This window comes from Glycomyces albidus, from assembly GCF_009451885.1.
GTDB classification, from domain to species: Bacteria; Actinomycetota; Actinomycetes; order Mycobacteriales; family Micromonosporaceae; genus Glycomyces; species Glycomyces albidus.
Window position 1 is genome coordinate 78,573 of sequence record NZ_WIAO01000004.1, and the last position, 25,206, is coordinate 103,778.

Below are 25,206 nucleotides of genomic sequence, written 5' to 3' on the forward strand. Positions count from 1 at the left end.
GCCTACTCAGCGCCGCGCGCCATGCGGTCGGCGCGGTCAGCGGTGGCGAGGGCGTCGAGGACCTCGTCGAGGGCGCCGTCCATGACCTGGTCGAGGTTGTACGCGGTGAAGCCGATCCGGTGGTCGGTGAGCCGGTTCTGGGGGAAGTTGTAGGTGCGGATCCGCTCGGATCGGTCGGCGGTGCGGACCTGGAGGAGCCGGGCCGCGCCGGCCGCGGCGGCGGCCTCCTCCTGCTGCTTGGCGAGGAGGCGCGCGCGGAGGACCTTGATCGCGGCCTCCTTGTTCTGAAGCTGGCTCTTCTCGTTCTGCGAGGTCACGACCACGCCGGTGGGCACGTGGGTGAGGCGCACGGCGGAGTCGGTGGTGTTGACCGACTGGCCGCCGGGGCCCGAGGACCGGTACACGTCGACCCGGACGTCGTTCATGTTCAGCTCGAAGTCGACCTCTTCGGCCTCGGGCATGACCACGACCGCCGCGGCGGAGGTGTGCACGCGGCCCTGGGACTCGGTGACGGGCACGCGCTGGACGCGGTGGACGCCGCCTTCGAACTTCATGCGGGACCAGACGCCGTTGCCGCCTTCGGGGGCGCCCTTGGTGCGGACGGCGATCGAGGAGTCCTTGATGCCGCCGAGGTCGGTGGGCACCATCTCGAGGGTCTCGACCGCCCAGCCCTGGCGTTCGAAGTAGCGCAGGTACATGCGCATGAGGTCGCCGGCGAACAGGCCGGACTCCTCGCCGCCCGCGCCGGCCTTGATCTCGATGATGACGTCCTTGGAGTCGTCGGGGTCGCGCGGGACGAGCAGCTCGGCGAGCTTCTCCTCGAGTTCGGGGATCCGGGCGCGGAGGTGCTCGGCCTCCTGGGCGAACTCGGCGTCCTCCTTGGCGAGCTCCTCGGCGGTCTCCAGGTCGCTCTTGGCGGCGGCGATGTCCTCGGCGGTCTTGGCGATCGGGGAGAGCTCGGCGTAGCGGCGGCCGACCCGCCGGGCCTGTGCCGGGTCGGCGTGCAGGGCGGGGTCGCCCATCTGGACCTCGAGGTCGCGGTACTCGGCGAGCAGCGAGGCCAGGCGGTTGTCGGCGGCAGTCGTCATCTCTGTTCCTTACGAAGAAGCCTTGCGGACGGTCATGTGAGACGAAAAACGCGGCGTCCGTGTCGCAGGGACACGGACGCCGCGCAGCAAAGCTACTTGCCGGCCTCGGCCTTCTCGGCAGCCTTGGCGTAGCGGGCCTTGAACTTGGCCACGCGACCGCCGGTGTCGAGGATGCGCTGCTTGCCGGTGTAGAACGGGTGGCATTTGTTGCAGGTCGCAGCCTGGATCTTGCCGCTGGTCACCGTCGACCGGGTGGTGAAGCTGTTCCCGCAGGAGCAGGTCACTTCGGTGACGACGTACTCAGGGTGGATGCCCTCTTTCATGACTTCCCTTTCGTGTCGGTCGCCGGGTCGGCGTGGCGCATCGCTCGCGCGACGGCCGGCCGTGAACCGGTACCGCGTTGGACCCCGGAGGGCCATTGGTCAGGGTGCGCGACCTGCGCACCGACATTCAATAGTAGTGCGTGAGGCCGCTCTCAGCCTGAGGGGCCTCACGCGTGCCGACTAGTCGCCGGGCGTGCTCTTGACGATGGACATCAAGAACTCGGCGTTGGTCTGCGTCTTCTTCAGCCGGTCGATGAGCAGGTCGATCGCCTGCTGCGGCTCCAGCGAGGACAGGACCCGGCGGAGCTTGAGCATGACCGCCTGCTCCTCGGGGCTCATCATGAGCTCGTCCTTGCGGGTGCTCGACTGGTGCACGTCGATCGCGGGCCAGGTGCGCTTCTCGGCGATCTTCCGGTCGAGCTTGAGCTCGGCGTTGCCGGTGCCCTTGAACTCTTCGAAGATGACCGTGTCGCCCATGGAGCCGGTCTCGACCAGCGCGGTGCCGATGATGGTCAGCGAGCCGCCGTGCTCGATGTTCCGCGCGGCGCCGAGGAAGCGCTTCGGCGGGTAGAGCGCGGTCGAGTCGATGCCGCCGGACAGGATGCGGCCGGAGGCGGGCGACGAGTTGTTGTACGCGCGGCCCAGGCGGGTGATCGAGTCGAGCAGCACGACCACGTCGTGGCCGAGCTCGACGAGGCGCTTGGCGCGCTCGATCGCGAGTTCGGCGACGGTGGTGTGGTCCGACGGCGGGCGGTCGAACGTCGAGGCGATGACCTCGCCCTTGACCGACCGCTGCATGTCGGTGACCTCTTCGGGCCGCTCGTCCGCGAGGACCACCATGAGGTGGCACTCGGGGTTGTTCGTGGTGATCGCGTTGGCGATCGCCTGGAGCACCATCGTCTTGCCGGCCTTGGGCGGGGAGACGATGAGGGCGCGCTGGCCCTTGCCGATCGGGGCCACGAGGTCGATCACGCGCGTGGTCAGCGCGTTCGGCTCGGTCTCCAGCCGCAGGCGCTCCTGCGGGTACAGCGGCGTGAGCTTGTAGAACTCGTCGCGCTTCTTGGCGTCCTCGGGGTTCATGCCGTTGACGGTGTCGAGGCGCACGAGCGGGTTGTACTTCTCGCGGCGCTGCTTGCCGTTGTTCTGGCCTCCGCCGGGCTCTTCGGTGCGCGTGGGCTTCACGGCGCCGGTGATCGCGTCGCCGCGGCGCAGGCGGTACTTGCGGACCTGCGACATCGAGACGTAGACGTCGTCGGGCCCGGCGAGGTAGCCGGTGGTGCGGATGAACGCGTAGTTGTCGAGGATGTCCAGGATGCCGGCGACCGGGACGAGCAGCTCGTCGTTCTGCTGCGGCTGGCCGCTGCGCTGCTCGGACTCGTCGCGCCCGCCGCGCTGGCGGCGGTCGGAGCGGTCGCGGCGCTTGCGGCGCCGGCCTTCGCCGTCGCCGTCGCGGGGACCGCGGTCGTCGTAGCCGTCGTCGTCGCGTTCGCCGCGGCGCTCGCGGGACTCGGTGCGGGCTTCTGGCTGCTCGTCGCGGCGGGCGTTCTCGCGCCCGTTCTCGCGGCCGCCTTCGCGGTTCTCGCGCCCGCCGTCGCGGACGCGGCGGCGGCGCTGCGGGCGGTCCTCATCGGACTCGATGGTCGCGACGGACGCGGGCACCTCGGCGGCGCCGTGCTCGGCGACCTCGTGGCTGGTCGACTGGTCCTCGGCGAACGGGCGAGTCGTGGGCTGGCTCTCCTGGCGACGACGCGGCTGAGGCGGGCCGGCCGGGCGGGTGGCCCGGCGGACGGCGGTGCCGCCCTTGGCGTCGGCGCTCTCGGAGCCGTGGTCGCTCGGCGCGGAGTCGACAGTGGCCTGCGGACCCTCTGCGGTAGGTGTGTGTTCGGAGTCAGGCACTGGGGCCTCCTGTTCGGCGCTGGCACCGCCGGGCTGCGAGCCCGCATCCTGCCGTTCCTGGATGGCGGCGATCAGCTCGCTCTTGCGCATCCGGCCAACGCCGGTGATGCCGAGCGATTGAGCCATCTGCTGGAGCTCGGGCATCAGCAGTGAGGCCAGACCGGTTCCTGCCCGGCGGCGCTTCTTGGTCTCCGGAGTTTCTTCCGAAGCAGACGCCGCATCGCTCATCCGGTCCGACGTCGTGCCGGTGGTGTCGCTCAATGGATTCCTTCCCTGGCGGAACTTCGAATGGGATTCGAGGAGTTTCCGCGTCTTTCAAATAGCCGCAATGCCGATGTTCTGGTCTGCGTCCCGCCATCGCTTCGACCGCCTCGGCGTCCTGACGGGCGCGGCGGATGGAAGACGACGGTTGACACCGGGTGCAACACCCCTGGGCTGTCCGCTGTGCAGACGGTCCTGAACGAGGCGACGCCTCTGGGCTTGTGACCGGCGAGCTCGCGCTGAATGATCGTGCACGGTGAGACACGTGCCGCCGATCCCCGCTGATTGCGATCCATGCGGACAGCGACTGTTCCTTCGTCGAAACCGTGCCATGTCACGCTGGAGCTATGCAAAGTCACAAATCCATGGTTGAGGGTGATGACCCAAACAAGAGATCAGGCGTGCGCTGGATGCGCCGCAGCTGTTGTGACCACAAGCATAAGCAAGGCTTCGAGCAGTCACGACACCGGGTGGTCGTCTAACTGGAATAGTAGCGCACTCTTGCCATTCTCAACAACGGACCCGAGGATCATTCGTTGGCGGGTGCGACCTGGGCCGCGCCTTGGGCGACATCGAGGCGCCTGGCCTCGAAGCCCGGAGGGGCCTCGGGGACTTCGGCGCCGTCGATTGCCAGGGCGAGCACCGTCGGCCCCGCCCCCGAGATCGCCGCGGCGATCCCGGCGGTGCGCAACCGGTCCAACAACCGCGTGCTCTCCGGCATTCCCGAGGCGCGGAACCGCTGGTGAAGGCGGTCGTCGGTGGCGTCGAACAGCCGCGAGGGCTGGCGCGAGACCGCGGCGACGAGCAGCGCCGCGCGCGAGAGGTTGAACACCGCGTCGGCGTACGCGACCTTCTCGGGGAGCGCGGCGCGCGCGACCGAGGTCAGGCCCGTCGTCTGCGGGATGTAGACCCACGGGTGGATGCGCGGCGACGGGTCGAGCGCGACCGCCTTCGCGCCGTCCTCAGTGGAGTACGCGATGGTGAAGCCGCCCAGCAGGCACGGCGCCACGTTGTCGGGGTGGCCCTCGATCTCGGCCGCGAGGGCGAGCTTCTGGCCGCGGGTCATGCCCGCTCCCGCGAGCGCGTCGGCGAGCATGATGCCGGCGACGATCGCCGCCGACGACGAACCGAGCCCGCGCGCGTGCGGAATCCTGTTGCGGCACTTGAGCTTCAGGCCCGGAGGCGCGAGGTCGAGCGTCTTGAATGTCCGGAGCATGGTCGCGGCGACGAGGTGGCGCTCGTCGCCGGGCACGGCGCCCCGGCCCTCGCCTTCGACCTCCACGGTCACCCCGGTGCCGCTCTGGGCCTCGGCGGTGACCTCGTCGCACAGGTCGAGCGCGAGGCCGAGCGAGTCGAAGCCGGGCCCGAGGTTCGCTGACGTGGCCGGGACGCGGACGGTCGCGCGCGGCCCGGTGGAGAAGGCGCCCACTAGAGCCCCAGCGCGGTCGCGGTCTTGAGCACGTCGACCGGGACGGTCTGCGGCTGCGGCGCGGTGGAGACGGCCCAGTCGGGGTCCTTGAGGCCGTTGCCGGTGACGGTGCAGACGACCGTCCGCCCCTTCCCGATCCAGCCGGCCTCGGCCTGCTTGAGCAGACCGGCGACGGACGCGGCCGAGGCGAGTTCGACGAAGACGCCTTCGGAGCGGGCCAGCAGCATGTACGCGGCGTGGATCTCGCGGTCGGTGGCGGCGATGATGTCGCCGTTCGACTCCTGCTTCGCGTCGAGGGCCTTGGTCCAGGACGCGGGGTTGCCGATGCGGATCGCGGTGGCGATGGTCTGCGGGTGCTCGACGACGCGGCCGTCGACGATCGGGGCCGAGCCGGCGGCCTGGACGCCGAGCATCCGCGGCAGCTTCGTGGTCGCGCCCGCGGCGTGGTCCTCGTTGTAGCCGAGCCAGTAGGCGGTGATGTTGCCGGCGTTGCCGACCGGGAGGCAGTGGATGTCCGGGGCGTCGCCCAGGACCTGCACGACCTCGTACGCGGCGGTCTTCTGCCCGAGGATCCGGTTGTAGTTCAGGTGGTTGACGAGGGTCACCGGGTACTCGACGGCGAGCTTGTCGGCGATCGAGAGGCAGTCGTCGAAGTTGCCGTCGACCTGGAGGACCTTGGCGCCGTGGACGAGCGCCTGGGCGAGCTTGCCGAGGGCGATCTTCCCGGCCGGGATGAGCACCGCGCAGGTGATCCCGGCGCGGGCGGCGTAGGCCGCGGCCGACGCCGACGTGTTGCCGGTGGAGGCGCAGATGACGGCTTTCGAGCCGTCCTCGACGGCCTTGGAGACCGCGAGGGTCATGCCGCGGTCCTTGAAGGAGCCGGTCGGGTTGAGGCCCTCGATCTTGAGGTACACGTCGCAGCCGGTCTTCGCGGACAGGACGGGGGCGGGGAGGAGCGGCGTGCCGCCCTCCTGGAGGGTCACCACGGGGGTGGCGTCGCTGACCGGGAGCCGGTCGCGGAACTCCTCGATCAGGCCGCGCCACCCCGGGCGCCCGCTCTGCGAAGCTTGCGAGCCATAAGTGTGCATGGCGCTTTCGGACATGTCGTCCTATTCTCCTTCGACGCGCATGACGCTGGTGACCTGGTGCACCGACGTCAGCCGCGACAGTTCGTCAACGGTGTCCGACAGCTGCTTGTCGGCCGCCGTGTGGGTGACCACCACGAGCTGGGCGTCGTCGCCGCGGCCCGACTGGTGGACGGTGGCGAGGCTGACGCCGTGGTGGGCGAAGGTGGCCGCCACGCGGGCGAGCACGCCGGGCTCGTCGACGACGTCGAGGCTGACGTGGTAGCGGGTGCGGGACTCGCCGATGGGTTTCACCGGCAGGTCCTGGTAGGCGGCCTCGGGCGGGAACGCGGTGATCCCGCCGCGCTTGTTGCGCGCCACGGCCACGATATCGCCGAGCACGGCCGAGGCGGTCTCGGTGCCGCCGGCTCCCGCTCCGTAGAACATGAGGCGGCCGGCGGACTCGGCCTCGACGAACACGGCGTTGTAGGCGCCGTTGACGTTCGCGAGCGGGTGGGTCGCCGGGATCATCGCCGGGTGGACGCGCACGGACACGCCGTCGGCCTCCCGGGTGGCGATGCACAGCGGCTTGACCACGCGGCCCTCGGCGGCGGCGGAGGCGATGTCGGCGGCGGAGACGCCGCGGATGCCCTCGCGGTAGACCTCGCCGAGGTCGATGTGGGTGTGGAACGCGAGCGAGGCGATGAGCGCGGCCTTCGCGGCGGCGTCGTAGTTGTCGACGTCGGCGGTGGGGTCGGCCTCGGCGTAGCCGAGCTCGGTGGCCTCGCCGAGGGCCTCCTCGAACGAGGCGCCGGTCTGCGACATCTGGCTGAGGATGTAGTTCGTGGTGCCGTTGACGATGCCGAGGACCCGGTTGATCGTGTCGCCGTGGAGCGACTCGCGCAGCGGGCGCATGAGCGGGATCGCGGCCGCGGCGGCGGCCTCGTAGTACAGGTCCGCGCCGCCGGCCTTCGCGGCGGCCGACAGGGCCGGGCCGTCCTCGGCGAGCAGCGCCTTGTTCGCGGTCACGACCGACTTGCCCTCGCCGAGGGCGGTGGTGATCCAGGTGCGGGCCGGCTCGATGCCACCGGCGACCTCCACGACGATGTCGACGTCCTCGCGCTTGACGAGGCTCAGCGCGTCGTTGGTGAACAGCTCCTTCTCCACCGGCAGGTGCGAGCGGTCCCGGTCGAGGCGGCGCACGGCGATGCCGGCGATCTCGACCGGCTCCCCGACCCGGGCGGCCAGCTCCTCCCCGCGCGTTCGCATGAGGCGCACGACTTCACTGCCGACGGTGCCGCATCCGAGTAGCGCGAGTTTCATCGCTGGTGTCCTCTTTCAGGTGGTGAAGGCCGCGTGCTGTGCTAGCCCAGGTCCAGACGGAGCAGGTCCTCGACGGTCTCCCGGGCCAGGATCACCCGTGCCTCGCCGTTCCGGACGGCGACGACCGGCGGGCGGGGCACGTGGTTGTAGTTCGAGCCCATGGAGCGGCAGTACGCGCCGGTTCCAGGGACCGCGATCAGGTCTCCCGGCGCGATGTCCGCCGGCAGGAACTCATCTTTAACAACAATGTCGCCCGATTCGCAATGCTTTCCCACTACGCGGGCGAGCGCGGGCGTCGCAGTGGACGAACGCGAGGCGAGCGTCGCCGAGTAGGTGGCGTCGTAGAGCGCGGTCCGGATGTTGTCGCTGATGCCGCCGTCGACCGAGACGTACAGGCGCGAGGCGCCCGCCGAGAGCGTCACCGGCTTGACCGTGCCGACCTCGTAGAGGGTGAACATGGCCGGGCCGATGAGGCTGCGCCCCGGTTCGATGGACAGGCGCGGGACCTCGATCCCGGCGCCGGCGCACTCGTGCTCGACGATCCGCCGCAGCGAGGCGGCGAGGTCGGCGGGCGGCTGCGGGTCGTCCTGGGTGGTGTAGGCCATGCCGAACCCGCCGCCGAGGTCGAGCTCGCCGAGCGTGACCCCGAGGTCGGCCTGGAGCTGCGCCTGGAGCCGGGTGACGCGCGCGGCGGAGACCTCGAACGCGGCGGTGTCGAAGATCTGGGAGCCGATGTGCGAGTGCAGGCCGAGCAGGTTCAGGTGCTCGGCGTGGACCACGCGCCGGGCCGCCTCGTAGGCGTCGCCGCCGGCGAGGGAGAAGCCGAACTTCTGGTCCTCGTGGGCGGTGGCGATGAACTCGTGCGTGTGGGCCTCGACGCCGACGTTGACGCGGACCATCACGTTCGCGCGCTTGCCGAGCTCCTTCGCGATCGCCTCGAGCCGCTCGATCTCCTGGAACGAGTCGGCGACGATGCGGCCCACACCGAGGTCGACGGCCTGGTGGAGTTCGGCGAGGGACTTGTTGTTGCCGTGTAGGCCCAGCCGGGCCGGGTCGAGCCCGGCCGCGAGCGCGACGGCGAGCTCCCCCGCGGTGCACACGTCGACGGACAGGCCCTCTTCGGCGGCGGCGCGGAGCACCGCTTTGGAGCAGAACGCCTTGGAGGCGTAGAAGACGTCGGCGCCGGCGAACGCCTCGGTCCAGGCGCGGCAGCGGGCGCGGAAGTCGTCCTCGTCGAAGACGTACGCGGGCGTGCCGAACTCGGCGGCGAGCTTCTCGACCGAGAGGCCGCCGATGTGGAGCACGCCGCCGGCGCGTTCCACGTTCGCGGACCACAGCTCGGGGATCAGCCGGTTCACGTCCTCGGGGACGGCGAGCCAGCCGGGGCGGAGTGAGTCGAAGTCGCCGTGCAGTGCGCCGGCCTCGTGAGTCCGCATTACATCCGCTCCGGGGCCGAGACGCCGAGCAGGCCGAGCGCGTTGGCGAACACGATCCGGGACGCGGTCGCGAGCCACAGGCGCGCGACGTTGACCGGGGTCGGATCCTCATCGTGGCCCGGGGCGACCCGGCAGCCGCTGCTCTGGAACCGGTGCCAGGCCCCGGCGAGCTCTTCCGCGTAGCGCGCGATCCGGTGGGGCTCGCGCAGCTCCGCGGCGGTCGCAACCACGGCCGGGAACTCAGCGAGCACCTTGAGAAGCTCGGTCTCCAGAGGGTGGGAGAGCAGCGAGGCATCGTACCCGTCGCCGAGCGCGACACCGCGCTCGGTCGCGGTCCGGATGATGCCGTTCGTGCGGGAGTGCGCGTACTGCACGTAGTAGACCGGGTTCTCGTTGCCGTGCTTGGTCCACAGGTCGATGTCGAGGTCGATCGCGGAGTCCGCGGAGTAGCGGGTGAGCGCGTAGCGGGCGGCGTCGACGCCGACGGCCTCGACGACGTCGTTCAGCGTGATGATGGTCCCGGCCCGCTTCGACAGCCGCACCGGCTCGCCGTTGCTGAGCAGGTTCACAAACTGGCCGATGAGGATCTCCAGCGTGCCCGGCTCATCGCCGAACGCGCGGCTGATCGCCTGCATCCGGCCCACGTACCCGTGGTGGTCGGCGCCGAGCATGAGCACGAGCTTCTCGAAGCCGCGCTCGCGCTTGTCGAGGTAGTAGGCGCAGTCGGCGGCGAAGTAGGTCCAGGCGCCCTTGGAGCTCTTGAGGACCCGGTCCTTGTCGTCGCCGAAGTCGGTCGTGCGCAGCCAGACCGCCCCGTCGGCCTCGTAGACGTGGCCGAGCTCGGACAGCCGCTGGACGGCCGCGTCGAGTTCGCCCCGCTGGTGCAGGTCGTTCTCGCTGAAGAACACGTCGAAGTGGGTGCCGAAGTCGGCGAGGGTGCCCTTGATGTCGTCGAGCATGAGCTCGAGGCCGACGGTCCGGAACACTTCCAGGGGCTCGGGCGCGTCGAGCGCGTCGGGGCGCCGCTTGAGCACGTCGGCCGCGATCTCGTCGATGTAGGCGCCGACGTAGCCGTTCTCGGGGGTCGGCTCGCCTTTGGCGCGGGCGAGGAGCGAGGAGGCGAAGTGGTCGATCTGCGCGCCCGCGTCGTTGACGTAGTACTCGGTGGTCAGCTTGGCGCCGGAGGCGCGCATGATCCGGGCCAGCGCGTCGCCCAGGGCGGCCCAGCGGGTGCCGCCGGCGTGGATCGGGCCGGTCGGGTTCGCGGACACGAACTCGAGGTTGGCGTAGACGCCCTCCATGGAGCCGTTGGTGCCGTACGAGGGTCCGGCCGCGACGATCTTGCCGGCGATCTCGCCCGCGGCGGCCGCGTCGAGGGTGATGTTCAGGAAGCCGGGTCCGGCGATGTCGACCTTGGCGACGCCGTCGGCGGCGGCGAGGATCCCGGCGATCTGCTCGGCGAGCGCGCGCGGATTGGTGCCGGCCTTCTTCGCGGTCTGGAGCGCGATGTTGGAGGCGTAGTCGCCGTGCTTGGGGTCCCTGGGTCGCTCTACCGCCGTCCGGGAGGGCAGTACGGCGCCGTCGAGGCCGAGGGCCTCGAAGGCGGCGCGCGTAGCGGACAGCACTTTCTCTGCGAGCGTCTCAGGAGTCACCCGGTAATCGTAGACTCCCGCCTTCGGCGCCCGCGAGTGATAAAGGCCCGTGTGGCCTGCACGGGTAGGTTGCTTTACAGCAACTTCGACGGAAGGCTTCCGAACATGCGCCCGCTTCGCTCCCGCTGGTCCGCGCTCGCACCCCTCCTCGCCCTCGCGGCCCTCGCGGCCTGCACGCCCTCGTCCGATCCGTCCTCGAACGGCGGCGCCGCGGCCGACCCGGTCACGACCGGGCAGGACGCGCCCGCCGAGATCGAAGGGGTCGAGAACTTCTACGGCGAGTACGGCGACTACGTCACCGTGATGGCCGCGATCCAGTCGGGCGAGATCACCGCCGAGGACCTGGAGCACCCGTTCGTGGCGCAGCAGGACCACGTCGACGTCGCGACCGGGTGGAACGGGCAGCCGCCGGTGTACGACCTGAAGCCGCCGGTCGGCGGGAACCACCTGTCCGCGTGGCAGACGTGCACCGGCTCGGTCTACGGCGCGCCGCTCGTCGACGGCCACGCCGTCCACTCGATGGAGCACGGCGCGGTGTGGCTGACCTACGACCCGGAGCTGGTCGAGCCGGCCGCGGTCGAGGCGCTGGCGCTGCTGATCCAGAACCGGGACTACTCGCTGATGAGCCCATACCCGGGCCAGGGCGTGGCGGTGTCGCTGCAGTCGTGGGGCAACCGGTACCAGACCGACGACCCCGCCGATCAGGCGATCGAGTCGTATCTCGACGAGTACGTCCTCAACGACCGGTTCAACCCGGAGGCGATGGCGACCTGCGCGGGCGGCGTGAATACGACGATCGAGGACCAGTAGGGCGGTTTCGGGGCGCGCTCTAAGGAAGCCCCCGGGCCCGACCAGGTAAGGTGGCGTACGCGAGCGGTGTTCATGCCGGGCCCTCACCCGGTGCCGCTCCGGCTCCACCTGTCGTCGACGAATAGGCATGCCCCGCGAAATGGCTACGAAGAAGCAATCCGCCACCAAGAGCGCCGGCAAGGGCAGCACTGGCAAAGGCACCGAGAAGGACGCCGCCAAGGACTCGGGCAAGACCCCGGCCAAGTCCAAGAGCGCGTTCGACAAGCCCTCCGCCAAGAGCGCCTCGGCCAAGAAGGACGCCAAGTCAGGGCCGTCCCGCAAGGGCCGCGCCGTCCAGGTGAAGCAGCCCAAGCCGTGGGGCCTGATCCTCACCTTCTCGGGCGTCGGCGTCGTCGCGCTCGGCCTCATCGGGGCCGCCGTGTTCGTCGTCTGGGACCGGAGCCAGCCGCCGGAAGGCGTCACCGACTACTACGGCGAGTACGCCAACTACTCCGAGGTCTCCGCCGCCCTCCAGGACGGCGACGTGACCGAGGAGGACCTCGAGCACCCGTGGGTGGTCCAGCAGACCCACGTCGACGGCGACGAGGACACCACGAACGACACCCCCGAGTACGAGACGACGCCGCCCACCGGCGGCAACCACCTCGGCCAGTGGCAGACCTGCACCGGCTCGGTGTACGGCGCCGCGATCGTCGACGGCAACGCCGTCCACTCCCTCGAGCACGGCGCCGTGTGGCTGACCTACGACCCGGCGCTGGTCGACGGCGACGGCATCGCGCAGCTCTCCGAGAAGATCAGCGGCCGCGACTACTCCCTCATGAGCCCCTACCCCGAGCAGGGCATCGAGGTCTCGCTCCAGGCGTGGGGCGTGCAGTACCAGACCGACGACCTGAACGACCCGAAGATCGACGAGTTCCTGGACTACTACATCCAGAACGCCGACAACACGGCCGAAGCGAACGCGGTCTGCTCCGGAGGCGTCTCGACCACCGTCGAGGACGCCGCCCAGATGCCCACGGGCTGACGCGGGCGAACCTTTCGGGCCGACGCTCGTTAGGCATCACGGAGGCGCGGGCGCTCCATCGGGGCGCCCGCCGAAGGAGGACCAATGACCGGCTTGTGGCGCAGGCCCGCGGTGCTGATCGCCATCACCGCCGTGCTCATGCTGGCCGCGGGCGGCGCGGTCGGCTGGGTGGCCGCCACGTCGACCCCCGGGAACGACTCGGTCGAGGCGGGCTTCGCCCGCGACATGATCACCCACCACCAGCAGGCCGTCGACATGGCCATGTACGAGTGGCAGAACGGCGCCGACGAGACCATGAGGGCCGTCGCGTACGACATCGCCACCGCGCAGAGCGCCGAGATGGGCATGTACCGCACCTGGCTGCGCCAGTGGGACGTCCAGCTCTCCAGCGGCGACCCGATGGCCTGGGCCGGCGAGGAGCACGCCCACGACACCGAGGCGAACGGCGGCCTCATGCCCGGCATGGCCACCGACGAGGAGATGGCGGAGTTCAAGGCCGCCACCGGGACCGACGTCGACGTCATGTTCGCGAACCTCATGATCGACCACCACATCGGCGGCGTCGACATGGCCAAGGCCGCGCTGGACCTCTCCGACGACGCCCTGGTCGTCGACGCGGCGCAGCGCACGGTCACGGTGCAGCAGTCCGAGATCGAGAACCTCGAAGGGCACCGCGACCGGATCCTCTCGAGCGCCGAGAACTAGGGAGCCGCCGTGAGCGACAACTGGGGACCGCGATACGGCGACCCGTCCCACCCGACCACCGGGGAGCTGCCCCGGGTCGGCGACGGCCGCGGCACCGACGAGCTCAAGACCGTCCAGGTCGACACGGTCAGCGGCTCGATCCCCCACACGCGCGAGCCGTCCCGGCCGCGCTGGGAGCGGCCCGAGCACGGCCACTCGGAGCCCTCGGCGCCGCGCGCCGAGCCGCAGTCCTGGTCGGTCCCGCGGGTCGGACGCGACGGCGCACCGGACGATGCACTGAACGATGCACTGAACGATGCACAGCCGAACCGGTTCCGGTACTCGTGGGAGACCTCGCAGCCGCGGATGGAGCCCTCGCGGCCCCGCCCCGACGACACCGCCCAGTTCGCGCGCGTCGGCGACGGCCTGCGCGGCTCGGTCGGCCCCGTCACCGTCCAGGTCGAGCACGTCCGCATCGGCGGCGTCACCGCCGACGACACGCAGCTCCTCTCCACCGCGGCTTTCCGCAGGCCCGTCCCGGAGGAGATCCCCGACGCGGTCGAGTCGCCCCGGCCCGAGCCCGGCACCGGCTCGATGCCCGCCATGCGACACCAGATCGGCCCCGACTGGACCCAGACGCCGCTGCGCCTGCTCGCCGCGGCCGTCGTCGCCACCGCGGTCCTCGGCGCGTCCGCCGCCAGCCTCATCACGATCGGCAACTGGATCAACCCGTAGCGGACCCGGAATGTCGCACCCTTGCGGGACGATGGGCATATGCCTACCTGGGACGACGTGGTCGAGATCGCGATGCGCTACCCCGAGGTCGAGGAGACCACGAGCTGGCGGACGCCCTCGCTGAAAGTGAAGGGCCGCTTCTTCGCCCGCCTCCGCACCGAGGCCGAGGGCGGCCTCGCCATCGTCTGCGACCCGGGCGAGAAGGCCGCCCTCCTCGCCTCCGGCGACCCGGCCTTCTACACCACGAAGCATTACGACGGATCCGCCATGATCCTCGTGGACCTCGCCCGCATCGACGACACCCGCCTCACCGAACTCATCGAGGACGCCTGGCTCATCAAAGCCCCGGTCCGGGTCCGCAAAGCCTGGGAAGCACACTGAAGGCCCGGCCGCTTCGCGGCCGGGCCTTTCAAAGTCGTCGCAGCGAGTTCAGTCGAAGATCTCCTCGACCCGGTCCACGGTCACCGATCGGGCGAACCAGCGGTCGAGCTCCTCCTCATCGGAGACGCTCTCGATACGGGTGCGAGCCGACTCGGAGACGTTGATACCGCGGGCTTCGAGCACCTTGAGCAGCGCCCCGATCTGCCCGCGCCGCTCGCCCTTGATCTCCAACTGACCCGCGTAGCTTTCGCGGTATTCCTGATATGTCAAGCTCATGTGATCCTCCAGAATCTCGCAGGCGGGTGTTGAGAGAAGGTGGAACGCCCAACCAGCATACTTCCTGCGTTCGGCCTCGGATAGTTCGTTGAGGCGACGGCCGAGATCGTGAGCTACGGACTCGGTCTCCGGGCCTCGGTCGTAGGTCGCAGCGACGAGGATGAGCAGTTCGACCGCTTCCCTCGGGTCGTAGTCGGCAGCCAGCCGCAGCAGGTCCCCGGGCCCGAGCACCTCGGGACGCAGGACGAACTCCGGTGGTCCGATCTTGATCGGCTGTCTCGCCCATTTCGCTGTTATTTCATTGGTGCAGATGACCAATAGCTGCACCTGGCACCTGAGACGGGCCCTCAGGTTGGTCAGGTACATCGGCCAGCTATACGGTTTGTTGTCGTCCTCGCTTCGCTGGATCTCCGTGATTACCGCATAGACCGGCTTGCCGAAGCCGTCTCGAAACACCGCGACGTTGTCGCAGTTCAGTTCGATCGGGTCGCAGTTCGTCAGTGCTTCCGATTCGGGCACAGCGCTCGCGTAAGCCGGAATCGATGTCCCGGCGGTCTTTACCAGCAGCTCGACAGCCAGCTCCGGCCGGTCTTGGAAGAGGCGGATCGGGATTTCATGGTAATGGGTGACCATGACATGAAACGTTATTGAAGCGCACCGCATTATTCGCGTTTCAACACTCCAGCATCAGCGTACGCTTCCATGACATGAGCCACTTACAGCGCAACGCATCTGGGGCCCGGCCGCTTCGCGGCCGGGCCCCAGATGCGTTGCGGTGCTCAGACGATGATGCCGGCGCCCACAGTGCGGTTGTCGGATTCGTCGATGATGATGAAGCCGCCGGTGGCGCGGTTGCGGCGGTAGTCGTCGCACAGGAGCGGCTTCGTGGTGCGGAGGGTGACGCGGCCGATCTCGTTGAGCTTCAGCTCGTTCGCGGACTCGTCGCGGTGGAGGGTGTTGACGTCGAGCTGGTACTGGACGTCCTTGACGACGGCGCGGGCGTCCGAAGTGGTGTGCTTGATGGCGTACTTGCCGCGCAGGCGCAGCGGGCGCGCCTCGTCCATCCAGCAGACCATGGCCTCGATGTCCTGCGAGACGCGCGGCTGGTTGCCGGGGCGGCAGAGCATGTCGCCGCGGGAGACGTCGAGCTCGTCCTCGAGGCGGACGGTGACCGACAGGGGCGGGAACGCCTCGTCGAGCGGGCCGTCGGCGGTCTCGATCGACGCGATGCGGGAGGTGAAACCGCTGGGCAGCACCATGACCTCGTCGCCGGGCTTCATGACGCCCGAGGCGATCTGGCCCGCGTAGCCGCGGTAGTCGTGGTTGTCGTTCGAGTGCGGCCGGATCACGTGCTGGACCGGGAAGCGCACGTCGACGAGGTTCCGGTCCGAGGCGATGTGGACCTTCTCCAGGTGGTGGAGGAGGCTCGGGCCCTTGAACCACGGCATGTGCTCGGAGCGGTTGACGACGTTGTCGCCCTTGAGCGCCGAGATCGGGATGACCGTCAGGTCAGGCACCTCGAGCTTGGTCGCGAACGCCTTGAACTCGTTCTCGATCCGCTTGAACACGGCCTCGTCGTAGTCGACCAGGTCCATCTTGTTGACGCACAGGACCATGTGCGGGACGCGCAGCAGCGAGCACAGGAACGCGTGCCGCCGGGACTGCTCGACCAGGCCCTTGCGGGCGTCCACGAGGATCAGGGCCAGGTCGGCGGTCGAGGCGCCGGTGACCATGTTCCGCGTGTACTGGATGTGCCCGGGGGTGTCGGCGATGATGAACTTCCGCTCGGGCGTGGAGAAGTAGCGGTACGCGACGTCGATCGTGATGCCCTGTTCGCGCTCGGAGCGCAGGCCGTCGGTGAGGAGCGCGAGGTCGGTGTACTCGTCGCCGCGTCCGGCGCTCACGGCCTCGACGGCGTCCCACTGGTCGTCGAAGAGCGACTTCGAGTCGAACAGCAGCCGGCCGATGAGCGTGGACTTGCCGTCGTCGACCGAACCGGCCGTGGCGAAGCGCAGCAGCTCGTGCGTGTCCTCGCGGGAGCTCAAGGTGTCGGTCATCAGAAGTAGCCTTCCCTCTTGCGGTCTTCCATCGCGGCCTCGGAGGTCTTGTCGTCGCCGCGGGTCGCGCCCCGCTCGGTGATGCGGGTCGCCTCGATCTCGGCGATGATCTCCTCGATCGTGCGGGCCTCGGAGCGCACGCCGGCGGTCAGGTTCGCGTCGCCGACGGTGCGGTAGCGGACGGTCTCCTTGAAGACGGTCTCGCCCTCGCGCGGCTGGAGGAACTCGTTGACGGCGTACAGCATGCCGCCGCGGTCGACGACCTCGCGCTCGGAGGCGAAGTACACCTCCGGGAGCGGGATGCCCTCGGAGCCGATGTACCGCCACACGTCGAGCTCGGTCCAGTTCGACAGCGGGAACACCCGGATCTGCTCGCCGGGGTGGACGCGCCCGTTGTACAGGTTCCACAGCTCGGGCCGCTGGTTCTTGGGGTCCCACTGGCCGAAGTCGTCGCGGAAGGAGAACACGCGCTCCTTCGCGCGGGCCTTCTCCTCGTCGCGGCGGGCCCCGCCGAACAGGGCGTCGAACTGGTACTTCTCGGCGGCTTCCAGGAGCACGGGCGTCTGGATGCGGTTGCGGGTGCCGTCCGGGGGCTCGGTGACCATGCCGCGGTCGATCGCGTCCTGCACGGAGGCGACGATGAGCTGGACGCCGGTCTCGGCGACCCGGCGGTCGCGGTAGTCGATGACCTCCGCGAAGTTCTGGCCGGTGTCGACGTGCATGACGGGGAACGGGATCGGCGCGGGCGCGAACGCCTTCTGCGCCAGGTGCAGCATGACGATCGAGTCCTTGCCGCCCGAGAACAGCAGCACGGGGCGCTGACAGGTGGCCGCGACCTCACGGAAGATGAAGATCGCTTCGGCCTCAAGCGCGGCGATATGGCTGATGCGGTAGTCGCTCACCGGCGCAGTGCTCCTCTCAGCCCGGACGTGGGCGTCGGTCGGTTGTGGCGGCCCGGCGGGGCCGGATGGTCAGTGGCCGTTGACGGCGGCGAGCAGCGGCTCGGCCAGGTCGGGGCGACAGACCAGCAGGTCGGGAAGGTAGGGATCGGACTCGTTGTACCGCAGCGGAGCGCCGTCGATCCGCGTGGCGTGCCAGCCGGAGGCCAGGGCCACCGCTACGGGCGCGGCGGAGTCCCACTCGAACTGGCCGCCAGCGTGGACATAGGCGTCAACTGTACCGGCGACCACGGCCATGACCTTGGCTCCGGCCGAGCCCATCGGCACGAGTTCGGCTCCGAGCGCGGCCTCCGCGGCCACCGCCTCGGCGGGCGGGCGGGTGCGGGACACCGCGATCCGCGGCTTCGCGGGCCGCTCGGCCGGCACCGGGTAGACGCGGTCCGTGCGCAAGGTCACGCCCTGGGCGGGGAGTGCGACGGCGGCGGCGGTGAGGCCGAGGCCGCGCTGCCAGAGGGCGACGTGGACGGCCCAGTCGTCGCGGCCCTCCTCGGAGTACTCGCGGGTGCCGTCGAGCGGGTCGATGATCCAGACCCGGTCGGCGTCGAGGCGTTCGGTGCCGACGCGGCCGGCCTCGCCCTTGCCCTCCTCGGAGAGCACGGCGTCGCCGGGGCGCTCGGCGGCGACACGGCCAAGCAGGAAGTCGTTGGCGCGCAGGTCGCCCGCGGACTTGAGCGCGCGGGCGTCGCCGAAGCCGAGTTCGGCCCTGATCTGGAGCAGCAGCTCCCCCGCTCCGCCGGCGAGCTCGGCCGCGAACGCCACGTCGGCCGGGTCGGCGGCCTCGGGCGCGGCAGTAGGGGCTCCCGTCGCGGCGGAGCCTGGGGCGTCATGCATGCGCGCCAGTCTACGCTGCGGCCCTTCCCCGTCCAAATGCTGGGCCAGATGATCCCGCGAAATGGGAGCGACTCGCGGGTTCGGCTGCGGGCTCCGCAAGGCGCGCCTCAGTACGCGCCCTGCGGACGCAGGATCGCCGTCACGGTCCGCAGCAGGATCACGAAGTCGAGCGAGAGCGTCCAGTGCTCGACGTACCGCAGGTCGAGGCGCACGGCCTCCTCCCACGGCAGGTCGGAGCGGCCCGAGACCTGCCACAGGCCGGTCATGCCCGGCTTGACGGCGAGGCGGCGGCGCATGTCCGACTCGTACGCGGCGACCTCGACGGCGAGCGGCGGGCGCGGCCCGACCAGGCTCATGTCGCCGCGCAGGACGTTGACGAGCTGCGGGAACTCGTCGATGGAGAAGCGGCGCAGGTACTTCCCGACGGGCGTGATCCGCGGGTCGTCCTTCATCTTGAACAGGACGCCGTCGGTCTCGTTGAGGTGCGCGATCTGGGCGAGCCGCCGCTCCGCGTCGGTGTACATCGTGCGGAACTTCCAGATGGTGAACGGCCGGCCGTCCTTGCCGATGCGCTCCTGCTTGAACAGCGCCGGACCCGGCGAGGTGCACCGGATCAGGAACGCGGCGCACAGCAGCAGCGGCAGGAGCATCAGGAGCAGGAGCGCGGCGCCGAGGCGGTCGACCGCGTCCTTGGCGACCCGCCGGACGCCGGTGAGGCGGGCGTGGTCGAGGTGGAGCATCGGCAGGCCGTCGACCGGGCGGATGGTGGTGCGGTCCCCCGCGACGTCGACGAGCGCGGAGGCGACGATCAGGTCGACCTCGCTGCGCTCGAGCTTCCAGGCGAGGCGCCGCAGCGCCTGACCGTCGATCTCGGGGCAGGACAGGACGATCACGGTGTCGGCGCGCTCGGCGGCGACGGCTTCGGCGATGCGGTCGAAGCTGCCGCGGACGCGGGTGTTGAACTCCAGCAGGGCCCCCTGCGGCCGCTCGGTCGGCAGACACGCGGCCACGACGTTGAGGCCGTGGTAGTGCTCGCGGCGCAGCTGCACGATGAGCGCCGCGACCGACGACTCGTGGCCGACCAGGACCACCCGCTTCATGCACCTGCCGGAGCGGCGCATCCGGTGCAGCCACTTGCGCCACACGAACCGCGCGGTGATCGAGCAGGCTGCGGCCGTGGGGATCGCGATGAGGACGAACACCCGCGAGGTCGGCAGTTCCAGGCCGTACGAGGCGATCGCGACGACCGCGGTGAGGCCGACCGCCGCGTGGACGACGCGCTGGTACTCCTCGGTCCCGACGAACAGGTACCGCTTCTCGAAGGCCCGCGAGAGCCCGAGCGCGGCGATCCACACCGCGGGCAGGGCGATGAGCGCCAGCGCGTAGACGCGGCTGTGGTGGTCGATGTGCCCGAACCGGGCGAAGAACGCCAGTGCCGCGCCGAAGATGCCGGCGGCGACGTCGGATCCGACGATCCCGGCGAAGTACTTGCGCTGCCATGCGGGCTGACCGCCGTGGGGGCGGCTTCCCTGGGGGCCGATGGAGTAGACGCGCCCGCGCGCCTCGATGTTCTCGCGTGCCTCGGTAACCGTCACAACGGAACTAACGATCGAGGGAACGATGAGTGACGGACATGTCACGTTGAGGAGTACGTGAGTCAAGCCCGCGCTCGGCGACCTGCGATCGGCCGTACGGCACGGTGAAGGCTGGGAAGAAGCGCCGTCAGGGCTGCGAAGGGGCGTTGACGACGTTCTGCGCCATCACGAAGCCCTTCTCGATGATCGCCTCGACCGCGTCGGCGGCGAGTTCGATGCCGAGCTCCACTTCCGGGCGCTCGGCCTTGGCGAAGTCCTTGAGGACGAAATCCGCGGCGTCCTGGCGGCCCGGCGGGCGGCCGACGCCGAAGCGGACGCGGGCGTAGTCCTTGGTGCCGAGGGACTTGCTGAGCGAGCGGAGGCCGTTGTGGCCGCCCTCGCCGCCGCCGCGCTTGATGCGGATCTGGCCGAAGGGGATGTCGAGCTCGTCGTGGACGGCGATGACCGATTCGGCGGGAATCCCGTAGTACTGCGCGAGCGGGGCGACGGAGTCGCCCGAGAGGTTCATGTACGTCAGCGGTTTGACGAGGATGACGCGAGGCCCGCCTACCCCCAGACGGGCCTCGCAGACTTCGGCGCGGGCCTTGCGGGCCACGGCGAACGTGCCGCCGACGCGTCGGGCGAGCGCATCGGCGACCATGAAGCCGACATTGTGACGGTTCGCAGCGTACTTCGGCCCGGGGTTGCCCAGGCCGGCCACGAGCGTCGGCGTGTCGGTCATGAGTCGAATCTACTCCGCGGCGGTCTCGGCCTCGGCGGGCTGCTCCGCGGCCTCGTCCTCGGCGGCGGCCTCGGCGCGGGGCTCGCTCACGGTGGCGACGGTCTGCTCCGGGTCGTTGATGATGACGATGCCCTTGGGCGCGGCGACCTCGGCGACGGTGCGCTGCGAGCCGATCTTGAGGCCCTCGAGGTCGACCTCGATGGACTCGGGGATGTGGGTGGCCTCGGCCTCGACGGTCAGGCTGGTGAGCTCGTGGACGACCAGGCCGCCCTTCTCCACCTCGCCGACGAAGTTGATCGGGATGTCGGTGGTGATGGTCTCGCCGCGGCGGACGATGAGCAGGTCCGCGTGGACGATGTCGTCACGGAGCGGGTCGCGCTGGATGTCCTTGGGGATCACCAGTTCGCGGGTGCCGTCGGTGACTTCGATGCTGATGAGCTGGTTGGCGCCGCCCTTGCGGATGGCGGCGGCGAACTCGAGTCCGGGAAGGGAAATGTGGCGCGGCTTCTCGCCGTGGCCGTAGACCACCGCGGGAACCTTTCCAGCCCTGCGCGTACGGCGGGCACCGCCCTTCCCGAAGTCAGTGCGAGGCTCTGCGCTGATACGAACTTCGGACACGGAAATACTCCCCTGTTTTTCAAGCAACATTTCATGCGGCGCTCGACGCTCACGTCGGCATTCAGAAGGGCACAGCAGCCCTGAAACGACCTACGCCTTTGCGTCGATTACGGCGCCCTCTGGAGGACACCCTCGCCGTCGGCAACCCCACCAGAGTACTACGCGCATCCGGTGCGGCTTGACACGGGCGTCGAGGTGTGACTTACGAGAGCCCGCCGAACAGGGTGGTGACGGAGCCGTCGTTGAAGACCTCCCAGATGGCCTTGGCGACGAGCGGCGCGATCGAGAGGGTGGTGATCTTGTCGAGGTCCTGCGCTTCCTTGGGGAGCGGGAGCGTGTTGGTCACGATGACCTCGCTGACGGGGGCGGCGGCGAGGCGCTCGACGGCGGGGCCGGACATGATCGCGTGGGTGGAGGCGATGACGATGTCCTCGACGCCGGACTTGGCGAGCATCTCGGCGGCGGAGCAGATGGTGCCGGCGGTGTCGATCATGTCGTCGATGAGGAGGCAGGTGCGGCCCTCGACGTCGCCGACGACCTTGTGCGCGACGACCTGGTTGGGCTTGAGCGGGTCGCGGGTCTTGTGCACGAACGCGATCGGGCAGCCGCCGAGTCGGTCGGACCAGCGCTCGGCGAGGCGCACGCGCCCGGTGTCGGGGGAGACGATGGCCATCGGCCGGTCGGCGTACTTCTCCTCGACGTACCGGGCGAGGGTGCCCATGGCGAAGAGGTGGTCGACGGGCCCGTCGAAGAAGCCCTGGATCTGCGCGGTGTGCAGGTCGACGGTGAGGATGCGGTCGGCGCCGGCGGTCTTGAGCAGGTCGGCCATGAGCCGCGCGGAGATCGGCTCGCGCCCGCGGTGCTTCTTGTCCTGCCGCGCGTACGGGTAGAACGGCAGGACGACGGTGATGCGCTTGGCCGAGCCGCGCTTGAGCGCGTCGATCATGATGAGGGTCTCCATGACCCACTCGTTGATCGGAGCGGGCATGGACTGGACGACGAAGGCGTCGCAGCCGCGGACGGACTCCTGGTACCGCACGAACAGCTCGCCGTTGGCGAACGAGTAGGCGCTCATCGGGGTCGGCGCGACCCCGAGGTGCTTGCCGATCTCCTCCGCCAGCTCCGGGTACGCGCGCCCGGAGAACAGCATGAGCATCTTGGAGTTGACAGCGGACATGCTCGCCATGGCGTGGGCTCCCCCAGTAGGTCGTCTCACCTGAACCTCGACGGTTCCAGTGTCCCCGACCGGCCGGGTGGGCGGTAGGCGACCGGGGCGTTTAGTGTCGCGTCACGCTTCGGCCACTCCCGCCTCACCTTTCGCTCGCCTTGCTGCTTCGTCCGAGACCGTGCCGGGGCGCTTCTTCGCGACCCAGTCGGTGAGGGCGGCCTGGCGGGCGCGGGCGACGGCGAGGTCGCCGGGCTCGACGTCCTTGACGATGGTGGAGCCGGCGGCGACGTAGGCGCCGTCGCCGACCGAGACGGGGGCGACCAGGACGGTGTCGCAGCCGATGAACGCGCCCTCGCCGATCTCGGTGTGGTGCTTCTTGAGGCCGTCGTAGTTGGCGGTGATGACGCCGCAGCCGATGTTCGCGTCGGCGCCGACGGTGGCGTCGCCGAGGTAGGCGAGGTGGTTGGCCTTGGCGCCGCGGCCGATCTCGGCGTTCTTGGTCTCGACGAAGGCGCCGACCTTCGCCGACTCGGCGAGCTTTGAGGCCGGGCGCAGGTGGGCGTAGGGGCCGACGTGGGCGCCTTCGCCGATGTGCGCCTGCGTGGCGTGGGAGCGGACGACGACCGCGTCGGCGCCGACGATGGTGTCGGTGAGCGTCGTGTCCGGGCCGATCTCGGCGCCGGAGTCGACGGCGGTGGCGCCCTTGAGCTGGACGCCCGGACGCAGGAGCACGTCGGGGGCGACCTTGACGGTGGCGTCGATCCAGACGGTCTCGGGGTCGTCCATGGTGACGCCGGACTTCATGAGCTCGGTGTTGATGCGGCCCTGGAGGATGCGGCGCAGGGCGGCGAGCTGGGCGCGGTCGTTGCAGCCGAGGACCTCGGTGGGGTCGTCGACGACGACGGCGCCGACGGCGTGCCCGGCCTCGCGGGCGAGTTCGAGGACGTCGGTGAGGTACTCCTCGCCCTGGTCGTTCGCGGTGTCGAGGCGCGCGAGCTGCTCGCGGAGCACGTCGGCGTCGAACGCGTAGGTGCCGGAGTTGATCTCGCGGATGGCGAGTTCGGAGAGGTCGGCGTCGCGGTGCTCGACGTTGCGCAGGACGTTGCCGTCGCCGTCGCGGACGATGCGGCCGAACCCGGTGGGGTCCTCGACCTCGGCGGTGAGGACGGTGGCGCCGTTGCGGGCCTTCTCGTGGACCTCGACGAGCTCGGCGAGCGTGTCGGGCCGCAGGAGCGGGGCGTCGCCGCAGGCGACGATGACGGTGCCGGTGAGGTCCGGGTTGGCCTCCATGGCGATGCGCACGGCGTGGCCGGTGCCGAGCTGCTTGTCCTGGAAGACCGTGGTCGACTGCGGCGCGTGCTCGGCGAGGTGCTCGCGGACCTGGTCGGCGGCGGCGCCGACGACGACGATCTGGCGCTCGGGCCCGACGGCCTTGACGGCCCGCAGGACGTGCCCCAGCAGCGAGCGGCCGAGCAGCTCGTGGAGGACTTTGGGACGGGCGGACTTCATGCGGGTGCCCAGGCCGGCGGCCAGGATGATCGCAGAACGCTCACTGCTCATGATGGGCCATGGTAGTCGGTTGCGCCGACGTGAACGGCCCGGGCCGCCGAACCGGTCCGCGCGCCCCGCATTACCGAATCGTTACGAATGGAACACGCTCTCCATGCGGTCGCATCTTGTGCGAGCTGTGTCATTCATCATATGTTGCAGTCAACAACAAATCTTGGAGGTACCTCTCATGCACTCCAGCAGCAGTCCGACCCCGCCGAGCCGACTCACGGCTCGCACACTCCGCCAAGGCGGCGCCGCGCTGGGCGCGGCGGCCCTGGCCCTCACCCTGACCGCCTGCGGCGCCGGCGAAGACGACGCCGGCAGCGGCGACACGCCCCTCATCGGCGTCATCCTCCCCGACTCGGCCTCGTCCGACCGGTGGGAGACCGCCGACCGCAAGTACCTCGAAGAGGCCTTCGAGGCCGCCGGGGTCGAGTACGACATCCAGAACGCCCAAGGCAGCCGCGAGGACTTCCAGACCATCGCCGACCAGATGCTCACCAACGGCGTCGACGTCCTGATCACGGTCAACCTCGACTCCGGCACCGGCAAGACCGTCATCGAGAAGGCCAAGTCCCAGGGCGTGGCCACCATCGACTACGACCGGCTCACCGAGGACGGCGGCGCCGACTACTACGTCAGCTTCGACAACGAGCAGGTCGGCGTCCTCCAGGGCGAGGGCCTCGTCGCCTGCCTCGAAGGCGCCGCGAGCACGCCCCTCATCGCCGAGCTCAACGGCTCCCCCACCGACAACAACGCCACCCTGTTCAAGAACGGGTACGACTCGGTCCTCGACCCGCTCTACGCCGACGGCACCTTCGAGAAGGGCCCCGACGAGTGGGTCCCCGACTGGGACAACGCCCAGGGCGGCACCCTCTTCGAGCAGATGCTCACCGACACCGGCGCCGAGATCGACGGGGTCCTGGCCGCCAACGACGGCCTCGCCCACGCCGTGATCACCGTCCTGCAGCGCAACAGCCTCAACGGCACCGTCCCGGTCACCGGCCAGGACGCCACCGTCCAGGGCCTGCAGAACATCCTCACCGGCGACCAGTGCATGACCGTCTACAAGGCGATCAAGCAGGAGGCCGACGCCGCCGCCGAACTGGCCGTCGCCCTCGCCAACGGCGAGAAGCCCGAGACCGAAGCGAGCGTGACCGACCCGGTCAGCGGCGCCGAGGTCCCCGCCGTGCTCCTCGAGCCGGTCGCCATCACCGCAGAGAACATCCAACTCGTCGTCGACGACGGCTACGTCGACCCGGCCGAACTGTGCGCCGGCGATTACGCGGCCCTGTGCACCGAGCACGGGATCGGTTAGGAGCAA

Annotated in this window: 22 protein-coding genes and 1 pseudogene; 6 read left to right on the forward strand and 17 right to left on the reverse strand. The window is 70.0% G+C overall.

Annotated elements, in window-relative coordinates:
• Nucleotides 1-2: 2 nt before the first annotated feature.
• From prfA to argS, 8 genes are all read right to left on the reverse strand, one after another.
• Nucleotides 3-1,088, reverse strand: coding sequence for a peptide chain release factor 1 (gene prfA / locus GFD30_RS05010; RefSeq protein WP_153024118.1), 1,086 nt, complete (start codon nucleotides 1,086-1,088; stop codon nucleotides 3-5).
• Nucleotides 1,089-1,180: 92 nt separating this feature from the next.
• Entirely contained in the window at nucleotides 1,181-1,411 is a 231-nt protein-coding gene (rpmE, locus tag GFD30_RS05015) for a 50S ribosomal protein L31 (protein ID WP_153024119.1), read from the reverse strand.
• A 180-nt stretch (nucleotides 1,412-1,591) separates the two neighbouring features.
• Nucleotides 1,592-3,568 (reverse strand): transcription termination factor Rho, encoded by a 1,977-nt coding sequence (gene rho / locus GFD30_RS05020; protein ID WP_153024120.1) that lies wholly within the window; start codon nucleotides 3,566-3,568, stop codon nucleotides 1,592-1,594.
• Nucleotides 3,569-4,097: 529 nt separating this feature from the next.
• Entirely contained in the window at nucleotides 4,098-4,997 is a 900-nt protein-coding gene (gene thrB, locus GFD30_RS05025; RefSeq protein ID WP_322632958.1) for a homoserine kinase, read from the reverse strand.
• Complete coding sequence (thrC, locus tag GFD30_RS05030; protein WP_227995854.1) at nucleotides 4,997-6,100, reverse strand: threonine synthase; 1,104 nt, start codon at nucleotides 6,098-6,100, stop codon at nucleotides 4,997-4,999. The genes thrB and thrC overlap by 1 nt, the downstream gene beginning before the upstream one ends.
• Nucleotides 6,101-6,106: 6 nt before the next feature.
• Nucleotides 6,107-7,384 carry a homoserine dehydrogenase gene (locus GFD30_RS05035; protein WP_153024121.1) on the reverse strand — a complete coding sequence of 426 codons (1,278 nt, stop codon included), beginning with the start codon at nucleotides 7,382-7,384 and terminating at the stop codon, nucleotides 6,107-6,109.
• Between the two features lie 41 nt (nucleotides 7,385-7,425).
• A complete protein-coding gene (lysA, locus tag GFD30_RS05040; protein WP_153024122.1) occupies nucleotides 7,426-8,820 on the reverse strand; it encodes a diaminopimelate decarboxylase in 1,395 nt (464 codons plus the stop codon).
• Nucleotides 8,820-10,472 (reverse strand): arginine--tRNA ligase, encoded by a 1,653-nt coding sequence (gene argS / locus GFD30_RS05045; protein WP_322632959.1) that lies wholly within the window; start codon nucleotides 10,470-10,472, stop codon nucleotides 8,820-8,822. The genes lysA and argS overlap by 1 nt, the downstream gene beginning before the upstream one ends.
• 105 nt (nucleotides 10,473-10,577) lie before the next feature.
• Here argS and GFD30_RS05050 point away from each other — a divergent pair, with 105 nt between their 5' ends.
• The 5 genes from GFD30_RS05050 to GFD30_RS05070 all read left to right on the forward strand — a co-directional run bounded on the left by GFD30_RS05050 (nucleotide 10,578) and on the right by GFD30_RS05070 (nucleotide 14,106).
• Nucleotides 10,578-11,282 carry a DUF3105 domain-containing protein gene (locus GFD30_RS05050; RefSeq protein ID WP_227995855.1) on the forward strand — a complete coding sequence of 235 codons (705 nt, stop codon included), beginning with the start codon at nucleotides 10,578-10,580 and terminating at the stop codon, nucleotides 11,280-11,282.
• Nucleotides 11,283-11,421: 139 nt separating this feature from the next.
• Nucleotides 11,422-12,306 (forward strand): DUF3105 domain-containing protein, encoded by an 885-nt coding sequence (locus GFD30_RS05055; protein ID WP_194201854.1) that lies wholly within the window; start codon nucleotides 11,422-11,424, stop codon nucleotides 12,304-12,306.
• 84 nt (nucleotides 12,307-12,390) lie between these two features.
• A complete protein-coding gene (locus GFD30_RS05060; protein WP_153024125.1) occupies nucleotides 12,391-13,011 on the forward strand; it encodes a DUF305 domain-containing protein in 621 nt (206 codons plus the stop codon).
• Nucleotides 13,012-13,020: 9 nt separating this feature from the next.
• On the forward strand, nucleotides 13,021-13,725 hold the full coding sequence (locus GFD30_RS05065) for a hypothetical protein (protein ID WP_153024126.1): 705 nt from the start codon (nucleotides 13,021-13,023) through the stop codon (nucleotides 13,723-13,725).
• A 39-nt stretch (nucleotides 13,726-13,764) separates the two neighbouring features.
• Nucleotides 13,765-14,106 (forward strand): MmcQ/YjbR family DNA-binding protein, encoded by a 342-nt coding sequence (locus tag GFD30_RS05070; protein ID WP_153024127.1) that lies wholly within the window; start codon nucleotides 13,765-13,767, stop codon nucleotides 14,104-14,106.
• A gap of 48 nt (nucleotides 14,107-14,154) precedes the next feature.
• Here GFD30_RS05070 and GFD30_RS05075 read toward each other — a convergent pair whose 3' ends face one another.
• From GFD30_RS05075 to glmU, 9 genes and pseudogenes are all read right to left on the reverse strand, one after another.
• Nucleotides 14,155-15,015, reverse strand: a complete 861-nt coding sequence (locus GFD30_RS05075) for a DUF3027 domain-containing protein (RefSeq protein WP_153024128.1) — start codon at nucleotides 15,013-15,015, stop codon at nucleotides 14,155-14,157.
• A gap of 146 nt (nucleotides 15,016-15,161) precedes the next feature.
• Nucleotides 15,162-16,439: a sulfate adenylyltransferase subunit 1 gene (locus GFD30_RS05080; protein WP_153024129.1), complete on the reverse strand. Its 1,278-nt coding sequence runs from the start codon at nucleotides 16,437-16,439 to the stop codon at nucleotides 15,162-15,164.
• Nucleotides 16,439-17,395 (reverse strand): annotated as a pseudogene (gene cysD, locus GFD30_RS05085) (sulfate adenylyltransferase subunit CysD); the annotation flags it as partial. The pseudogene cysD and the gene GFD30_RS05080, both read right to left, overlap by 1 nt.
• A gap of 15 nt (nucleotides 17,396-17,410) precedes the next feature.
• On the reverse strand, nucleotides 17,411-18,229 hold the full coding sequence (locus tag GFD30_RS05090) for a 3'(2'),5'-bisphosphate nucleotidase CysQ (RefSeq protein WP_153024130.1): 819 nt from the start codon (nucleotides 18,227-18,229) through the stop codon (nucleotides 17,411-17,413).
• A 107-nt stretch (nucleotides 18,230-18,336) separates the two neighbouring features.
• Nucleotides 18,337-19,824, reverse strand: coding sequence for a sugar transferase (locus GFD30_RS05095; RefSeq protein WP_322632960.1), 1,488 nt, complete (start codon nucleotides 19,822-19,824; stop codon nucleotides 18,337-18,339).
• A 127-nt stretch (nucleotides 19,825-19,951) separates the two neighbouring features.
• Nucleotides 19,952-20,545, reverse strand: coding sequence for an aminoacyl-tRNA hydrolase (pth, locus tag GFD30_RS05100; protein ID WP_153024132.1), 594 nt, complete (start codon nucleotides 20,543-20,545; stop codon nucleotides 19,952-19,954).
• Between the two features lie 9 nt (nucleotides 20,546-20,554).
• The gene (locus GFD30_RS05105) at nucleotides 20,555-21,193 is read right to left on the reverse strand and encodes a 50S ribosomal protein L25/general stress protein Ctc (RefSeq protein ID WP_153024133.1); all 639 of its coding nucleotides are present in this window, start codon (nucleotides 21,191-21,193) and stop codon (nucleotides 20,555-20,557) included.
• A gap of 172 nt (nucleotides 21,194-21,365) precedes the next feature.
• Entirely contained in the window at nucleotides 21,366-22,349 is a 984-nt protein-coding gene (locus GFD30_RS05110) for a ribose-phosphate diphosphokinase (RefSeq protein WP_153024134.1), read from the reverse strand.
• A gap of 102 nt (nucleotides 22,350-22,451) precedes the next feature.
• A complete protein-coding gene (glmU, locus tag GFD30_RS05115; protein ID WP_153024135.1) occupies nucleotides 22,452-23,891 on the reverse strand; it encodes a bifunctional UDP-N-acetylglucosamine diphosphorylase/glucosamine-1-phosphate N-acetyltransferase GlmU in 1,440 nt (479 codons plus the stop codon).
• A 178-nt stretch (nucleotides 23,892-24,069) separates the two neighbouring features.
• Between glmU and GFD30_RS05120 the strand changes: the two genes are divergently transcribed.
• Entirely contained in the window at nucleotides 24,070-25,200 is a 1,131-nt protein-coding gene (locus GFD30_RS05120) for a sugar ABC transporter substrate-binding protein (RefSeq protein ID WP_153024136.1), read from the forward strand.
• Nucleotides 25,201-25,206: the final 6 nt, after the last annotated feature.

Excerpts from the sequence above, each read along its gene's own strand:
- pth (WP_153024132.1), bottom strand. The coding sequence starts at position 20,545 with ATGACCGACACGCCGACGCTCGTGGCCGGCCTGGGCAACCCCGGGCCG.
- rpmE (WP_153024119.1), bottom strand. The coding sequence starts at position 1,411 with ATGAAAGAGGGCATCCACCCTGAGTACGTCGTCACCGAAGTGACCTGC.
- prfA (WP_153024118.1), bottom strand. The coding sequence starts at position 1,088 with ATGACGACTGCCGCCGACAACCGCCTGGCCTCGCTGCTCGCCGAGTAC.
- GFD30_RS05110 (WP_153024134.1), bottom strand. The coding sequence starts at position 22,349 with ATGGCGAGCATGTCCGCTGTCAACTCCAAGATGCTCATGCTGTTCTCC.
- GFD30_RS05105 (WP_153024133.1), bottom strand. The coding sequence starts at position 21,193 with ATGTTGCTTGAAAAACAGGGGAGTATTTCCGTGTCCGAAGTTCGTATC.
- GFD30_RS05120 (WP_153024136.1), top strand. The coding sequence starts at position 24,070 with ATGCACTCCAGCAGCAGTCCGACCCCGCCGAGCCGACTCACGGCTCGC.
- GFD30_RS05055 (WP_194201854.1), top strand. The coding sequence starts at position 11,422 with ATGGCTACGAAGAAGCAATCCGCCACCAAGAGCGCCGGCAAGGGCAGC.
- GFD30_RS05070 (WP_153024127.1), top strand. The coding sequence starts at position 13,765 with ATGCCTACCTGGGACGACGTGGTCGAGATCGCGATGCGCTACCCCGAG.
- GFD30_RS05035 (WP_153024121.1), bottom strand. The coding sequence starts at position 7,384 with ATGAAACTCGCGCTACTCGGATGCGGCACCGTCGGCAGTGAAGTCGTG.
- lysA (WP_153024122.1), bottom strand. The coding sequence starts at position 8,820 with ATGCGGACTCACGAGGCCGGCGCACTGCACGGCGACTTCGACTCACTC.
- GFD30_RS05060 (WP_153024125.1), top strand. The coding sequence starts at position 12,391 with ATGACCGGCTTGTGGCGCAGGCCCGCGGTGCTGATCGCCATCACCGCC.
- glmU (WP_153024135.1), bottom strand. The coding sequence starts at position 23,891 with ATGAGCAGTGAGCGTTCTGCGATCATCCTGGCCGCCGGCCTGGGCACC.
- GFD30_RS05050 (WP_227995855.1), top strand. The coding sequence starts at position 10,578 with ATGCGCCCGCTTCGCTCCCGCTGGTCCGCGCTCGCACCCCTCCTCGCC.
- GFD30_RS05090 (WP_153024130.1), bottom strand. The coding sequence starts at position 18,229 with ATGCATGACGCCCCAGGCTCCGCCGCGACGGGAGCCCCTACTGCCGCG.
- thrC (WP_227995854.1), bottom strand. The coding sequence starts at position 6,100 with ATGTCCGAAAGCGCCATGCACACTTATGGCTCGCAAGCTTCGCAGAGC.
- GFD30_RS05075 (WP_153024128.1), bottom strand. The coding sequence starts at position 15,015 with ATGGTCACCCATTACCATGAAATCCCGATCCGCCTCTTCCAAGACCGG.
- GFD30_RS05080 (WP_153024129.1), bottom strand. The coding sequence starts at position 16,439 with ATGACCGACACCTTGAGCTCCCGCGAGGACACGCACGAGCTGCTGCGC.